Source organism: Amycolatopsis sp. NPDC003865, assembly GCF_053605345.1.
Genome location: NZ_JBSGJA010000002.1, coordinates 157,424 through 172,389 on the forward strand (window position 1 = coordinate 157,424; position 14,966 = coordinate 172,389).

Annotated in this window: 15 protein-coding genes; 6 read left to right on the forward strand and 9 right to left on the reverse strand. The window is 70.7% G+C overall.

Going from position 1 to position 14,966, the window contains the following annotated elements:
* Positions 1-50 precede the first annotated feature (50 nt).
* Both ACWEVP_RS05615 and ACWEVP_RS05620 read left to right on the forward strand, forming a co-directional pair.
* Positions 51-395 carry a hypothetical protein gene (locus tag ACWEVP_RS05615; RefSeq protein WP_364467245.1) on the forward strand — a complete coding sequence of 115 codons (345 nt, stop codon included), beginning with the start codon at positions 51-53 and terminating at the stop codon, positions 393-395.
* Between the two features lie 13 nt (positions 396-408).
* Positions 409-831, forward strand: coding sequence for a hypothetical protein (locus ACWEVP_RS05620; protein ID WP_452061449.1), 423 nt, complete (start codon positions 409-411; stop codon positions 829-831).
* Between the two features lie 387 nt (positions 832-1,218).
* Here ACWEVP_RS05620 and ACWEVP_RS05625 read toward each other — a convergent pair whose 3' ends face one another.
* Together ACWEVP_RS05625 and ACWEVP_RS05630 are read right to left on the reverse strand one after the other, a co-directional pair.
* Positions 1,219-2,481 (reverse strand): MFS transporter, encoded by a 1,263-nt coding sequence (locus tag ACWEVP_RS05625; protein ID WP_452061450.1) that lies wholly within the window; start codon positions 2,479-2,481, stop codon positions 1,219-1,221.
* Positions 2,471-3,790 carry a GH1 family beta-glucosidase gene (locus ACWEVP_RS05630; RefSeq protein ID WP_452061937.1) on the reverse strand — a complete coding sequence of 440 codons (1,320 nt, stop codon included), beginning with the start codon at positions 3,788-3,790 and terminating at the stop codon, positions 2,471-2,473. The genes ACWEVP_RS05625 and ACWEVP_RS05630 overlap by 11 nt, the downstream gene beginning before the upstream one ends.
* 129 nt (positions 3,791-3,919) lie before the next feature.
* Here ACWEVP_RS05630 and ACWEVP_RS05635 point away from each other — a divergent pair, with 129 nt between their 5' ends.
* Positions 3,920-4,567, forward strand: a complete 648-nt coding sequence (locus ACWEVP_RS05635; protein WP_452061451.1) for a TetR family transcriptional regulator — start codon at positions 3,920-3,922, stop codon at positions 4,565-4,567.
* 411 nt (positions 4,568-4,978) lie between these two features.
* On the opposite strand, the gene ACWEVP_RS05640 is transcribed toward ACWEVP_RS05635, so the two are convergent.
* A complete protein-coding gene (locus ACWEVP_RS05640) occupies positions 4,979-6,163 on the reverse strand; it encodes an amino acid deaminase/aldolase (RefSeq protein WP_452061452.1) in 1,185 nt (394 codons plus the stop codon).
* Positions 6,164-6,248: 85 nt separating this feature from the next.
* Between ACWEVP_RS05640 and ACWEVP_RS05645 the strand changes: the two genes are divergently transcribed.
* Complete coding sequence (locus tag ACWEVP_RS05645; RefSeq protein WP_452061453.1) at positions 6,249-7,544, forward strand: D-arabinono-1,4-lactone oxidase; 1,296 nt, start codon at positions 6,249-6,251, stop codon at positions 7,542-7,544.
* On the opposite strand, the gene ACWEVP_RS05650 is transcribed toward ACWEVP_RS05645, so the two are convergent.
* The 3 genes from ACWEVP_RS05650 to ACWEVP_RS05660 are packed head-to-tail and all read right to left on the reverse strand — an operon-like array spanning position 7,541 to position 9,799.
* The gene (locus ACWEVP_RS05650; protein ID WP_452061454.1) at positions 7,541-8,491 is read right to left on the reverse strand and encodes a ribose-phosphate diphosphokinase; all 951 of its coding nucleotides are present in this window, start codon (positions 8,489-8,491) and stop codon (positions 7,541-7,543) included. The genes ACWEVP_RS05645 and ACWEVP_RS05650 overlap by 4 nt on opposite strands.
* Complete coding sequence (locus ACWEVP_RS05655; protein WP_452061455.1) at positions 8,488-9,138, reverse strand: SDR family oxidoreductase; 651 nt, start codon at positions 9,136-9,138, stop codon at positions 8,488-8,490. Before ACWEVP_RS05655 ends, ACWEVP_RS05650 begins: the two co-directional genes overlap by 4 nt.
* A 10-nt stretch (positions 9,139-9,148) precedes the next feature.
* Positions 9,149-9,799, reverse strand: coding sequence for a hypothetical protein (locus ACWEVP_RS05660; protein ID WP_452061456.1), 651 nt, complete (start codon positions 9,797-9,799; stop codon positions 9,149-9,151).
* A gap of 422 nt (positions 9,800-10,221) precedes the next feature.
* On the opposite strand from ACWEVP_RS05660, the gene ACWEVP_RS05665 reads away from it, so the two are divergent.
* Both ACWEVP_RS05665 and ACWEVP_RS05670 read left to right on the forward strand, forming a co-directional pair.
* Positions 10,222-11,292: an HpcH/HpaI aldolase/citrate lyase family protein gene (locus ACWEVP_RS05665; RefSeq protein ID WP_452061457.1), complete on the forward strand. Its 1,071-nt coding sequence runs from the start codon at positions 10,222-10,224 to the stop codon at positions 11,290-11,292.
* Positions 11,289-12,140: an HpcH/HpaI aldolase/citrate lyase family protein gene (locus ACWEVP_RS05670; protein WP_452061458.1), complete on the forward strand. Its 852-nt coding sequence runs from the start codon at positions 11,289-11,291 to the stop codon at positions 12,138-12,140. The genes ACWEVP_RS05665 and ACWEVP_RS05670 overlap by 4 nt, the downstream gene beginning before the upstream one ends.
* Before the next feature lie 15 nt (positions 12,141-12,155).
* On the opposite strand, the gene ACWEVP_RS05675 is transcribed toward ACWEVP_RS05670, so the two are convergent.
* From ACWEVP_RS05675 to ACWEVP_RS05685, 3 genes are all read right to left on the reverse strand, one after another.
* Positions 12,156-13,001 (reverse strand): CU044_5270 family protein, encoded by an 846-nt coding sequence (locus ACWEVP_RS05675; protein WP_452061459.1) that lies wholly within the window; start codon positions 12,999-13,001, stop codon positions 12,156-12,158.
* Entirely contained in the window at positions 12,994-13,509 is a 516-nt protein-coding gene (locus ACWEVP_RS05680; protein ID WP_452061460.1) for an RNA polymerase sigma factor, read from the reverse strand. The genes ACWEVP_RS05675 and ACWEVP_RS05680 overlap by 8 nt, the downstream gene beginning before the upstream one ends.
* Before the next feature lie 62 nt (positions 13,510-13,571).
* Complete coding sequence (locus ACWEVP_RS05685) at positions 13,572-14,957, reverse strand: amidase (RefSeq protein ID WP_452061461.1); 1,386 nt, start codon at positions 14,955-14,957, stop codon at positions 13,572-13,574.
* Positions 14,958-14,966: the final 9 nt, after the last annotated feature.

A 14,966-nucleotide genomic window follows, 5' to 3' on the forward strand; every position in this document is an offset into this window, starting at 1 on the left:
GATGTTGCAGAAGGCATCTTCGAAAGACTTTCGACAGAGCGGAGAAGGGCGTGGAGTTCGTGGACTCGTTCGCAGGGGGACATGCCGGCACGGTCACCCGCGCCGTGCGACCGGCGATGTCGCCGGTTTCCCCCGTCTCCGCCGTCCGTCCCGTCACCCCGGCCGCGGCGGTGGACCCCCGCACCGCGAGCGTCCGCCACTACGAAGGCGGTCAGCTGGTGTGGCGCGTGCAGTGCGGCGACCTCATCAGCCGCGAGCGCGCGGTGACGGTGTTCGTCGAGGACAACCAGGTGGTACTGGTCTCGCCCCCCGGCGAGACCGCGCGGTTGACGTCCGGCCAGCTCGGACAGCTGCGCGCCGCGCTCAACGAAGCCGCCAAGATGGCGGAAAGGTAACGGTGAGCTGATCATGGATCAGGTACTCGGGCAGGTCCTCCGCAACGCGGTCTGGGAGCGCCTCGACATGCTGACCGACCTGGCGAACCGCGCCGACGCCCAGTCGCTCGTCTCGGTCGCGCGTTCCGAACTGCCCCGCTTGACGGAGGCGTGGCGCGCGATGCTGAAGATGCACGAGCCCGACGAGCGCGGCGACTGCCCGACCTGCTCGACCCGGTGGCACCGCTGCAAGGCGCCGTGCTCGGTCTGGCAGGTCGCGCACGAACACCTGGTCGCGGGCGGCCTGGCCCCGCAGCAGCAGGCTCCGGCGAGCCGGCTGAGCGGGCGGCGCAAGAGCCCGGTCCCGGCGCAGGACCGCGGCGTGCCTGCCCCCACCGCCGCCGAGACCACCGGGCGCCACGCGCTGGTGAACCCGCGCCGAGCGGTCACCGCCTGATCCACCCGGGTCGTCGCCACCTCCCGCGGTCGCGGCCCACTTCGTTTCACCCCTGAGCCGGCGAGCGCGGCCGACCGATCGCCCCATCGGACCCGCGCCTGCTCTCGCCCCGGCCGGGGACTGTTTCGCCCGCACCCCCGAGCAGCGCGAACCAGTCCTCGGCCGCACCACCCGGTCCCCACCGCGATTAATCGAAAAAAATACGCGTTAGACCTAGCCCAGGCGGTAATCCCCCGCTAGATTGATCATCGTAGAGGCCTGGACCACTGGTTCGCCTCGACACGATCCGCCCGCTGCTGATCCGAAGCTGTGCGGCCCTCGAATTCCGCGGGCCGGTGCCGTTGCACTCCCCTCCCCCGACCGGCACCGGCCCGCGGTTCCAACGTTCTAGCGAACCGCCTTCACGCGCAGCACGAGCACCGCGGCCAGCAGCGTCGCGACGGCCGAAGCCGCGAACAGGCCGGGATAGCCACCCAGGTAGGCCAGCACCAGCGGCGTCAGCAGCGGGGCGACCACCTGCGGCAGCGAGTTCGCGATGTTGATGACCCCGAGGTCCTTCGCGCGGTCCTGCGCCGCCGGGAGCACCTGCGTCAGCATCGCGAGCGCTACAGCCATGTACGCACCGAAACCGACGCCCAGCAACGGCGACGCGGCGAGCGCGACCGGCCAGCTCTGCCAGACGACCAGCAGCAAAGCGGCCAATGCCATCACGCCGGAGGCCGCAAGGACGTATGGCTTACGCCGTCCGGACTTGTCCGAGAAGTGGCCGGCGAGCACGGCACCGATGACGAGCGCGACGCCGTACAGCCCCATCATGATGAGCAGGCCGGTGTCCGGGTCCTCGTAGTGCACCGCGTCCTTGAGGAAGAACAGCAGGTAGAGCGTCCCGAACGCGTTGCCGAGGTTGATCATGAAGTGGCACGACCAGGCCCACGCGAAGTCCGGGTGCCGCCGCGGCGAGACCCAGAGGTTGCGCAGGACCTCGCCGGCCTGGGACGACGGCCGGAACTCGACCGGCAGGCGCGCGTCCGGCGTCCGGAAGACGAAGAAGGCGGCGCCGGCGACGACGATGACCGCGCAGACCGCGTAGGCCAGCGGGATCCCGGCGATGCCGAGCATCACGACGACCACGACCGCGCCGAGGACCGTGCCGAGCATCTGCGCGATCCCGACGAGCCCGCCGACCTGCGCGCGCTGCCCGACCGGGACGCGGTCGGCGATGGCGGACATCAGGGTGGCGAGCATGCCGTTGAGGCCGGCCTGCACGAGGCACCAGCCGACGATGAGGACCGCGACGTTCGGCGCGAAGGCCAGCACCAGCAACCCGACGGTCGCGACCGCGGCGCCGATCACCGTCCACGGGTGGCGGCGGCCGAAGCGCGAGGTCGTCCGATCGGACAGCAGCCCGACGGCCGGGTTGACGACCAGCGCGACGATCGCGCCGACGCCCATCACCAAGCCGAGCACGAACTCCTTGTTCGCCTGGTCCAGCAGTTCGGCCTGCTGCGGCAGCAGCACCTGGATCGGCGCGTAGATCCCCAGCCAGAGCGCGATGTTCGCGAAGAACAGCAGGCTCATCCAGCCGGGCCGCACCCGCACGACGGGTTCGGCGAGGGCCTCCGGGACCGCGCGGGTCGTTTCACTGCTCATCGCGCACCAGCTTCCGGTACCAGTGGAACGAGTCCTTCGGCGTGCGCCGCAGGGTTTCGTAGTCGACGTGCACCAGGCCGAAGCGCGGCGCGTAGCCCTTGGACCACTCGAAATTGTCCATCAGGGACCAGCAGAAGTAACCCCGGACGTCGACACCGGCGTCCATCGCCTCGCGCAGCGCGACGAGGTGGCTGTGCAGGAAGTCGATCCGCTCGGGGTCGTGCACGCCGCCGTCCTCGGCGACGACGTCGGCGAAGCTGCAGCCGTTCTCGGTGATCTGGACGGGCGGCAGCTTGTCGCGGTAGCGGCGGTGGAAGTCCAGCAGCAGCTCGCGCAGGGCGTGCGGGACGATCGGCGAATCGTTCGTCGTCATCGGGTAACCCTCGATCGGGCGGAGCTCGAAGGGCAGCGGATTGCCCGGCCCGGGCTTCGCGACGCCTTGGGGCTCGTAGTAGTTGACGCCGTAGAAGTCGAGCGGCTGCGCGATGGTGGGCAGGTCGTCGGCGAACCCGGCGGGGAGGTGCTCGTGGAGCTGCTCGGGGTAGCTGCCGAGCAGCACGGGGTCGGCGAAGAGGCGGTTGAGCAGGGCGTCGAGCCATTCGGCGGCGTCGTGGTCGGTGTCTTCGGCGGGCCAGACCGGCGAGTGGTTGTTGGCGGTGCCGATGTTCGTCGCGCCGGCCGCGCGGAGTGCTTGGACGGCGAGCCCGTGGGCGAGGTTCTGGTGGTGCGCGGTCGGGATGGCGTCGAGCAGCAGCGTCTGACCGGGCGCGTATTCACCGATGGCGTAACCGAAGATGGACATGACCATGGGCTCGTTGAGCGGAATCCACAGTTTCACCCGATCGGCGAAGCGCTCTCCGAGGATGTGGGCGTACTCGGCGAAGCGCTCAGCGGTCGTGCGGGAGAGCCAGCCGCCGTCGTCTTCGATCGCCTGCGGGGTGTCCCAGTGGTAGAGCGTGACGGCGGGGGCGATGCCGGCTTCGCATACGGCGTCGATGAGCTTGTCGTAGAAGCCGAGGCCCTCGGGGTTGGGCGCACCGGTGCCGGTGGGCTGGATCCGCGGCCAGGCGATGGACATCCGGTAGGCGCCGACACCGAGTTCGGCCATCAAAGCGATGTCTTCGGGGTAGCGGTGGTAGTGATCGGCGGCTACGTTCGCCCTTTCGCCGCGGGCGATCTTGCCCTCGGTCGCGGAGAATGTGTCCCAGATGGACGGTCCGCGCCCGCCTTCGCTGGTGGCGCCCTCGATCTGGAACGCCGAGGTGGAGACACCCCAGAGGAAATCGGGCGGGAAGATCGGGTTCTGCACCGGTGCTGACCCCTTCGTCAGGCCACCCGTCCGGGTGAACATGAAAAGTTCTCATATACTAGGTCTTCACTCGTCCGTGGGGAAGCCCGTCGGCACGATAAAGTCCCAGATCAGACGAGGAGGAGCGCCGTGTCCGACATCCAGGCCGCAAAGGTGCCGGCAGAAGCCACCCCCTTGCGCCGTCAGCCGGTCCAGCAGCGAAGCGCGAAGAGGGTCGAGCAGATGCTCGACGCGAGCGCGGCGCTGATCGACGAACTCGGTTACGACGCACTGACGACGACCCTGATCGCCAAACGAGCGGGCGTGGCGGTCGGTTCGCTGTACCAGTTCTTCCCGGACAAGAGAGCGGTCGTGCAAGCGCTTACGGCCCGCAACTTGGAGCGCTTCGTGGGCGCGGTGAACGAGCGCCTGAAGCAGCTGGGGCCGGAGCACTGGTGGGACGTCGTGGACTCGATCCTCGACATCTACCTGGAGATGCACCGGACGGTGCCGGGGTTCTCGAAGGTCCACTTCGGCGACATCATCGACCGGCAGTTGCTGGACGAGACGCGCGACAACAACGCGGTGATCGTAGATTCGCTGACAGATCTGGTGTCGACGCAGGTGGACCGGCCGGTCGAGGACCTGCGGTTCGCGATCGGGATCGCCAACGAGGTGGCTGACGCGCTGTTGAAGCTGGCGTTCCGGAAGGAGCCTCGCGGCGACGAGAAGATCGTGGCCGAGGCCAAGTACGTGGTGAAGGGGTACTTGGCGGCTCGGTTCGGGGAGCAGTCTTAGCTGTCCACAGAAGTTGTCCACAGGTATGCACAGCTGTGGACAACTGGGGTGTTCGGGGCCGGGTTGTCGGTGGGCGCCGATAGACTGGATGTGGGGGTTCCCCCGGGGAGGGTGGGCTGCGTGTGGGCCCGGGCTGGCGGGCTGCCGAGCTTGGCTGGCTGCCGAGTCTGGCGGGCTACCAAACCCGGCCGGCTGCCGAGTCTGGCGGGCTTGGTACTCAGCTTGTGGCGGTCGACCGTTGGACCACGGATCGCGCCCGCGGCGGAACTGGGCCGCTGTGTGGATTCTTCCGGCCCTGGCCGGGATCAGCCGACGGAGATCGGCGGCAGTTCGCTGATCGGCGCCACCTCGCCGCGCGGGCCGGGCTACCGACTCGGCGCAATACGGCGTTCGACGCCGGTGGTGCGTTATTCAGCCGAAGTTCTGGTGCTCGCCCCGGTACGTCGGGACCGTTCGCTCCACCCGGTCGCCCTGCACCAAGTGGTAGTGCGTGAACCGCTCCGCCAGCTCGCCCGCCTTCGCGTGCCGGAGCCATACCCGGTCACCCAGCTCGAGCGAACGCGCTGCTCGGCCCGTCACCGGGGTTTGGACCTCGCCCGCGCCCTCGAAGCCCAGTAGCTTCAAGCCCGTTGGCAAGTACGGCTGCGGGACTCGCGAAGCGCCCGCTGGGCCCGAAGCGACGTAGCCGCCCGAGAACAGCGTGGCGATTTTGCGGGTGGGGCGCCGGACCACCGGGAGCGCGAACAACGCCGCCGGGCGGGGGCTGAACCGGGAATAGCCGTCGAACAGCGTTGGGCCGATCAGGCCCGAGCCCGCCGCTATCTCCGTGACCACCGCGTCCGCGCCCGTCGACTCGATGCTTCCCGTGCCTCCGCCGTTGACGAACTCCAGGGACGTCACCGCCTCGACCGCGCGGACCGCCTGGCCGCGGCGGCGGTTCAGCTCCGCCGCCGAGCGGCGCTGCATCCAGCCGATCACCAGCCGGTTCAAGCGCGCGCCCGCCGCGTCGCCGAGGCCCGCTATCTGACCCTCGTACGCCATCACGCCCACCAGGCGGAAGCCCGGACGGGCCAGCACCTGCTGGGCGAACGTCGAGGCTTGCTTCGGCGTGAAGATCGGGGACCGCCGCGTGCCGACGTGGACTCCCGGCAGCGGGCGCCACGACGCGTCCAGTTCCAGGCAGACCCGGATCTCCGGGTGGCTGTGGCCGAGGGCCGCGTCGACCAGGTCCAGGTGCGCCGGCGAATCCACCATGATCGTGATCGCCGCGCGGGCCTTGTCCGAGGCCGCGAGGCGGCGCAGCGCTTCGTGGTCGGCCGTCGGGTAGGCGACGACGATGTCATCGGTCGTGCCCAGCTCCGCGTGCCAGATCGCTTCCGCCAGCGAGTAGCACATCAGGCCCTCGAAGCCCGGCATCGCGAGCACGCGTTCCAGCAACGCCCGGCAGCGGACCGACTTGCTGACCACCCGGATCGGCTTGCCCGCCGCGCGGCGGCGGAGGTCGTCGGCGTTCGCGTCGAACGCCGCCAAGTCGACCACGGCCAAGGGCGGATCGAGGTCCTTGGTCGCCAAGTCGTACACCGTCGCACTGGTCACGAGGTCTAAAGTACGACACGAAGGCTTGAAACGCGAATACTGTTCACATACTGTTTCGGGCACTCGACCGATGGAGGGTGCGCGCATGACCCGGTGGACCAACTGGGCGGGCACGGCGTCCGCCTCGCCGCAGCACGTGCACCAGCCGCGCAGCGCGGCCGAGATCGCCGCGGCCGTCGAAGGCGTGGCCGCGGCCGGCCGGACGATCCGGCCCTGGGGCAGCGGGCACTCGTTCACCGCCATCGCCGTCGCCGACTCCGACGCGCTCGACCTGCGCCACTGGACCGGCATCGAGCGCGTCGATCTGGAGACCGGGCACGTCACCGTTCGCTCGGGCACCACGATCAAGCAGCTCAACGCCGAACTCGACGCGCTCGGGCTCGCCATGACCAACCTCGGCGACATCGACGCGCAGACCATCGCCGGCGCGATTTCCACCGGCACGCACGGCACCGGCGCGCGCCTCGGCGGCATCGCCACGCAGATCGCCGCGCTGGAACTCGTCCTCGCGGACGGCTCGGTCGTCTCCTGCTCGGCCGACGAAAAACCCGACCTCTTCGCCGCCTCCCGCGTCGGCCTCGGCGCCCTCGGCGTGATCACCACCGTGACCCTGCGCTGCGAAAAGTCCTTCTACCTGCGCGCGCAGGAGCGGCCGGAGCCGCTGGAGCAGGTCCTCGAGGGCTTCCACGACTTCGCCGACCAGAACGAGCACTTCGAGTTCTACTGGTTCCCCTACGGCAAGAACGCCCTGGTCAAGCGCAACAACCGGTGCGAGACGGCCGAACCGCTGAGCAAGGTCCGCGAGTTCGTGGACTACCAGATCATGGAGAACGTCGCTTTCGGCGGCCTTTGCCGGACCGGCCGGCTGATGCCGCGGCTCGTGCCGTCGCTCGGCAGCTTCGCCTCGAACGTCCTCTCCGCGCGCGAGTACAGCGACCTCTCCCACCGCGTCTTCGTCACCGCGCGCAACGTCCGGTTCACCGAAACGGAATACGCTGTTCCACGTGAATCAGTGCTCGACGTGCTCGCCGAACTACGGGCGGTAGTGCCGACGCTGAAGGACCCGGTGATGTTCCCGGTCGAGGTGCGCGTCGCCGCGGCCGACGACATCTGGCTGTCGACCGCGCAGGGCCGCGACTCCGCCTACATCGCCATCCACCAGTTCGTCGGCATGCCGTACCGCGAGTACTTCAGCGCGTTCGAGAAGATCGCCGGCGCCGTCGGCGGCCGCCCGCACTGGGGCAAGATGCACGACCTCGACGCCGGTGTCCTCCGCTCGCGCTACCCGCACTTCGACGACTTCCTGCGCGTGCGCAAGGAAACCGACCCCCATGGCGTCTTCGGCAACACCTACCTGGACCGCGTGCTCGGCCCCGCCTAGAAGAGCGCCGAGACCGATTCGCCGTTGTGGATGCGGCGGATCGCCTCGGCCATCGCCGGCGCGATCGAGAGGATCTTCAGCTTCTCGGTGCGCTCTTCCTCGGGGACCGGGACCGTGTTGGTGCAGACGATCTCCAGCACTTCCGGCCGGCTGCCGATGCGCTCGATCGCCTTCGCCGCGAACAGCCCGTGCGTGCACGCCACCCGGATCGAGCGCGGCTTCAGCTCGGCCAGCCGGTCCAGCAGTTCGAGCACCGTGCTGCCCTTGGCGATCTCGTCGTCGAGCACGATCACGTCGCGGCCGGTGATCTCGCCGATCACCGACGTGATCTGGACGCGGTCGTCCGGGAAGCGCTCCTTCGCGCCGGCCGCGACCTGAACGCCGAGGAGCCGCGCGAAGTGCGACGCCTCCTTCGCGTTGCCCAGGTCGGGTGACACGACAGTGGCACGCGAAAGGTCGTACTGCCGGAAGTGCTTGGCCAGCTCCTGCAGCGCGTGCAGGTGATCCACGGGGACGCTGAAGAAGCCGTGGACCTGCGGCGAGTGCAGGGTCATCGCGAGCACGCGGCTCGCCCCGGCCGTCACCAGCAGGTCCGCGACCAGCCGGCCGCCGATGGAGATGCGCGGCGCGTCCTTCTTGTCCGAGCGCGCGTACGAGTAGTGCGGCATGACCGCGGTGATGCGGGACGCCGACGCACCGCGGGCCGCGTCGAGCATGAGCAACAGCTCGACCAGGTGCTCCTGCACCGGCTTGACCAGCGGCTGGATGATGAAGACGTCCCGCTCGCGGCAGTTCGCCTGCAGCTGGACCTCGAGGCAGTCGTTCGCGAACCGCTGGATCTCGACCGGGCGCAACGGCACGCCCAGGTGCTTGCAGATCTCTTCGGCCAGCTCGGGGTGCGCGCTGCCGCTGAAGACGGCGATTTCTCTCGAAGCCTGGGTGATCACAGCGCGGAGATCGCTTCGGCGATGGCGTCCTCACCCGAGATCAGCGTCAGCGTGCGGTGCACCGACGCGGGTGTGTCGAGCAAAGCCACGAGCACCGCGGCGACGTCGTCACGCGGGATCGGGCCGCGGGGGGTCTGCTCGGCCAGCAGGACCAGGCCGGTGCCCGGGTCGTTGGTGAGCGAGCCCGGCCGGAGGATCGTCCAGTCGAGGTCGCGGGCCTTGAGATCGTCTTCCGCCGCGCGCTTGGCGCGCAGGTAGTGCCGGAACTCCTCGGTGACGTCGGGGTTCTCCGGGTTGTCGGCGCCGATCGAGCCGACCTGGATGTGCCGCCGGACGCCCGCGCGCTCGGCCGCTTCGGCGAACAGCGCCGCGGCGCCACGGTCCACAGTGTCCTTGCGGGCGGTGCCGCTACCCGGCCCGGCGCCCGCCGAGAAGATCGCGGCGTCGGCGCCCTTCAACACTTCGGCGACGGCGTCCACATCGGAGTTTTCGAGGTCGAGCACGACGGCTTGGGCGCCGGCGGCTTCGAGGTCCGCCGCGTGGGCGGGATTCCGGATGATCCCGACCCCTTCGTCCCCGCGCGCGGCGAGCAGCCGCTCCAGCCGCAGAGCGATCTGACCGTGTCCACCAGCAATGACGACTCGCATGGAGCCGACCTTAGTGCGAAGCAGGAGCCTCCGCGGTCCGGAGCAGGTGGTCGTAGACCAGCTCGTTCACCAGGCGGGAGACCGGGTCCTCGGCGAGCACGACGCGCTCGGTGCGGCCTTCGAGGTCGAGGTCGACGACGGCGTTCGGGTCGGCCGTCACGACCGCGAGGCCGTACGCGCGGGCCCGCGGGAGGCAGTTGCCGACGTAGTCCTCGGTGAGGATCGCCGGCGACGGGAGCACGAGCGCGGCCTCGCCGTAGCGGGCGAACGGAACCGCGGAGGCCATCGCGGTGCGCCAGTGGCGCGCGACGGCCAGGACGCCGACGATCTCGGCGGCCGGGGCGGGGGCGGTTCCGGCCAGCTCCGGCCAGGTCCAGGTGTCGACGGTGGCGCGGTCGGCCACCGGGCCGGCACCCATCGCGATGCGCTCGGCGTGTACGTCGGTGCGGAGCTTGGCGACCACGCAGACCTTGCGGCCCAGGATCGTGGTCTCGGGGAGGACGACGCCGTTCCAGCCCAGCTGGGCCGCGGCGGCGCGGGCGAGCTCGTCGACGCTCGCGGGGAGCTCGATCGGCGGCACCACGCGGCTCGGCATCGACCGGCTGCGCTTCGCGCCACCGGCGACCGTCGAGCGCTCGGTGTTCTGAGGTGTAGCCGCCACGAGTCCGCCTCCTTCTAACCTGCACCGCTTCGTGACCGGGGGAAACCGGCACCCAACCTGTCTAACAGCGTGGCGGCGCGGCGTCGCCGGGTAGTGCGAGTGGCTGCGATCGGCGGCGGCCAGCGGTCGATGACCGGTCGGTAGGCGGTCATCCGACTTCGGTCGAACGGTGCGGCCAACCGAGTGATCGCGGGGTGAGTGGCACTACGGAACGGTTCCATCCGACTACCCGGGCGGGAACTCGGCAAACCCGGTCCGACTAGCCCGTTCGGCGCAATACCGGGAGGATCCACAGTGGACGTGGGCCGCTGAGCTGCGGTTGTCTACCGTCACCCACATGGCGGTGACTTGCGCCGCAGCGGTGACGCGCCCCCGCGACTAAAGTTACCGATCAGTCACTTAGTCGTCGCCGTGGAGGACCGATGCGCTCCCCGAAGGACTTCTTCGCCCCGCTCGCACTGGGCGCGCCCGCTCCCGTGCGGGAGATCCCGGTGACGCCGTCCCGGATGATCCACTTCTTCGACCCGGGCAACGAGAAGATGGCGGCCAAGGTGCCGGACATCGCGAAGAAGGTCGACGTCCTGCTCGGGAACCTCGAGGACGCCGTCCGCGCCGACCGCAAGGAGGCCGCGCGCGCCGGGCTCGTCTCCATCGCGAAGGCCAATGACTTCGGGAAGACGCAGCTGTGGACGCGCGTCAACAGCCTCGACTCGCCCTGGGTGCTCGACGACCTGGTCACGCTGGTCACCGAGATCGGCGACAAGCTCGACGTGATCATGGTCCCGAAGGTCGAAGGCGCGCAGGACATCCACTACGTCGACCGGCTGCTGGCCCAGCTCGAGGCGCGCGCCGGCCTGACGAAGCCGTTGCTGGTGCACGCGATCCTCGAAACGGCCAGCGGGGTGGCCAACGTGGAGGAGATCGCCGGCGCGAGCCCGCGCATGCAGGGCATCTCGCTCGGCCCGGCCGACCTGGCCGCGAGCCGCCGGATGAAGACGACCCGCGTCGGCGGCGGCCACCCCGGCTACCTCGTGCGCACCGACCCGACCGGCGACGACCTCACCGCGGGCCGGACGACCTACCAGCAGGACCTCTGGCACTACACGGTCGCGCGGATGGTGGACGCGTGCGCGATGCACGGGATCCTGCCGTACTACGGGCCCTTCGGGGACATCCGCGACGTCGTCGCGTGCGAAGACCAGTTCCGCAACGCGTTCCTGCTCGGCTGCGTCGGCGCGTGGAGCCTGCACCCGGTGCAGATCGACATCGCGAAGAAGGTGTTCTCGCCTTCGCCGTCCGATGTGGCCTGGGCGCGCCGGGTGATCGCCGAGATGGGCGACGGCACGGGTGCGGTGATGATCGACGGGAAGATGCAGGACGACGCTTCGGTGAAGCAGTGCCGCGTGGTCGCCGAACTGGCCGACGCCCTCGCGGCGGACGACCCCGAACTCGCGGCCGCCTACGACGCCGCCACCAAGGAGGCCATCGGATGACCACGCCCCGGCGTTCCGTTCTCTACATGCCCGGCGCGAACGAAAGAGCGCTGGAGAAGGCCAAGACGATCCCGGCGGACGCGCTGATCCTCGACCTCGAGGACGCCGTCTCCCCCGACGCCAAGGAAGCCGCGCGCGAGCGGGTCTGCGCGGCCGTGGGCAACTACGGTTCCTGCGAGGTGACGATCCGCGTCAACGGCCTGGACACCGAGTGGCACGACGCCGACCTGCGCGCGGCCGCGTCGGCCGGCCCGGCCGCGGTGGTCGTGCCGAAGGTGAACTCGGCGGCCGAGGTGCACAACATCGAGCGTGCGCTGGAGCTCGGCGGGGCGCCGGAACACACGAAGATCTGGGCGATGGTCGAGACGCCGGTCGCGATGCTGCACGCGGAGGAGATCGCGGCGGCGTCCGAGCGGCTGACCGTGCTGGTGATGGGCACGAACGACCTGGCCAAGGAGCTGCACGCGGAGTTCGTCCCGGGCCGCGGGCCGTTGCTGGGCGGGCTGTCGCTGTGCCTGCTGGCCGCGCGCGCGACCGGCAAGGTGATCCTCGACGGCGTCTACAACGACGTGAAGGACCTCGAGGGGTTCGAAGCGGAGTGCGAGCAGGGGCGGCAGTACGGCTTCGACGGGAAGACGCTGATCCACCCCGCGCAGGTCGAGCCCTGCAACCGGATCTTCGCGCCCTCCGAAGAGGAGGTCGACCGGTCGCGGCGGATCATCGAGGCCTTCGAAGAAGCGAAGAAGGAAGGCCGCGGGGTGGTGACCGTGGACGGCCGGATGATCGAGAACCTGCACGTCGACAACGCGCGGCGGGTGCTGGCGCTGGCCGAGGCCGTCAAGGGCTGACGGCCTCGGCGACGCTCACTTCGGCAGGTCGTCCGTCCATTCGCCACTGACCGCGTACGTGTCGCCGTTCGCGTTCGTGGCCGGCTTGCCGTTCCGGTCCAGGAACACCGACGAGCTGTCCACCTGGCCGGTCGCCGGGTCGACGACGAGGCGGCCGCCGCCCGGGAGCCGCACGCTCCGGTCGTCCAGCGCGGTCACGCCCGGGTACGCGGCTATCGCGCGGAACGCCGCGGCCCGGACCGCCGGGGGCGACGGCACCGTGGACACCAGGTCGATCAACCCGCCGAGCACCGCGAAGCCGAACTGGTCCGCGGGCAGCCCGTGCCGCGTGAACCCGACGATGAGCCAGGCCCGCAGGGCCGCCGGGTCCGGGGGCAGCGTCAAGATCGTGCTGAGGGTGACGTCGTCGCCGCCGTTGACCCGGATGGGCCTCGGGCGCGGCTGGAGCACGGCCTTGCCGTGGGTGTTCTCGCCGCGGTACCACTCCTGCCCGTCGGCGGTCGTCCAGTACTCCCAGGTCGTTTTGCCGACCTTCGTCGTCGTGTGCCAGTACTTGCCGGTGCCGACGTGGGCCCGCTCGGCGGCCGTGGCCGCCGCCAGCAGGACCTGCGGACCGGTGTAGACCGGCGCCACCGCCTGGGGAGGCGGCGGTGGGGCCGCCGGGCCGGGCGAGGTCGCCACCACGACGGCGACGGCCGCCGCCGCGGCGACGAGCCCGGTGCCGATCGCCAGCGGGAGGACCCGCTTGCGCCGCCGGCCGCCGAGCACGTGGTTCTGCAGCCGGTGCCGGCTGCGGTCGACGACGTCCGGGGACGGCTCGTCGGGCAGGAGCGCCGCGCGCAGGGTTTCGAGGTCATTCATCGGTGGCCTCCGGAGCGAGAACGGGAGCGAGCTTCTTGCGGGCGCGCGTCAGCCGGGAGCCGACCGTGCCCGGGGAAATGCCGAGCGCCTGCGCGACCTCCGCGTACCCGAGGTCGGCGAGGGCGACCAGCAGCAGGACGTCCCGCTCGCCCGCGGTCAGCCGGGCCAGCGCTTTTCCCAGCTGGCCGCTCAGGACGACGCGGTTTTCGTGCCCCTCGTCGGGCCTGGGTGTGTCGAGCCGCGAGAGGGCCCGGTAGTGGCGGGCTTCCTTGCGGCGGTGTCTCGACACCAGGTTCGTCGCGATGCCGAACAGCCAGGCCCGCGGCTCGCCGCGACCGGGGTCGAACGTCTTCCGGCGGTCGTAGGCGACGAGGAACGTCTCCGCGGCGACGTCCTCCGCGGCCTGCGCGCCGAGCCGGCCGGCGATGTAGCGGTAGACCTCGGCGAAGTGGCGATCGTGCACCTCGGTGAACCGGTCCGCGCCGGTCACCGGGGCTGCCTCTGTCATGGGGTTCCTTCCCGTCGGCGACAGCTTCCCCTCTCCTTCGCCGCGGGACTGCGGTTTCTTCCCTATCCGATCGGCCAAGGCCGCTGCGGGCCGCGGAGCCGCTCGTACGCCGCCGCTGCCCGCAGAACGCCGAGGTCGTCGAAGCGGCGGCCGCTGATCTGGACGCCGATCGGGCGGCCGTCGTCGGTGTAGCCGCAGTTCAGCGACACCGCCGGCTGGCCGGACATGTTGTACGGGACGGTGAACGCGATGTGCTCGAACGGCCTCGCCGGGTCGTTGGTCGGCGAGGCCCACTCCGCCGGCGGGGCCGCGACCGGGCACGTCGGCGACAACACGACGTCGTAGGCCGAAGTCGCGCGCAGGGCCGCGACGCTGATCGCGTCGATCTGGGCGAAGCCGCGGTAGGCGTCCACTCCGGACACCTCCGCGCCACCCGCGGCCCAGTCGGCGATGTACGGCAGGACCTTCGCGCGGCGGTCGGCGGGCAACGCAGTCATGTCCGACCACGCGCGCGTGCGCCAGAAGACGTCCAGGCCGTCGAGCATTTCGCGGGTCAGGAACGCTTCGACCGGCTCGACGATCGCGCCCGCGGCCTCGAAGGCGCGCGCGGCCGCGGTCACCGCGTCGAGCGTGGCCGGGTCCACCGGGAGGCCCACGCCCGGGTCCAGGTGGAGGCCGACGCGCAGCCCGCCCAGGGAAGAGTCCAGCGACGACCACGGCAGGTCGGCCGGTGGCAGGCTCAGGTGGTCACGCGCGTCGGGCGCCGAGAGCACGCTCATCAGCAACGCCGTGTCGGCGACCGTGCGGGTCATCGGGCCCGCCACCCGCCCGAGGAAGGGCGGGTCGACCGGCACCCGGCCGAAGCTCGGCTTCAGCCCGGCCAGGCCGCACCAGCCCGCGGGCAGCCGGATCGAGCCGCCGATGTCGGTGCCGACGTGCAGCGGTCCGTACCCCGCCGCGGCCGCCGCGCCCGCGCCCGCGCTCGAACCGCCCGGCGACGCCGAGGTCAGCCACGGGTTCCGCGCCGTTTCGTGGAAGCTCGACAAGCCGGACGTCAGCATCCCGTAGTCCGGCATCGTCGTCTTGGCCAGCAGGACGCCGCCGGACTCGCGGACGCGCGCGGCCGCCGGCGCGTCCTCGGCGGCCGGTGTCAACGCCGTCGCCGCCGTGCCCAGCGGGACCGGCGTTCCGCGGGTCGCGATGTTTTCCTTGAGCGTCAGCGGGACGCCGTCGATCGGCCCCAGCGGTTCGCCGGCGTGCCAGCGCGCTTCAGCGGCCTTCGCGTCCTCACGCGCGCTTGAAGGGTCGTACGCGTACAACGCGTGCAGCTCCGGCTCGCGCGCCTCGATGCGGTTCAACACCGCTTCGGTCACCTCGACCGGCGAGAGCGTCTTCGCGCGGTACCGCGCGACGAGTTCGACGGCGGTCAGGTCGGGCAGCTCGGTCATCAACGCTCC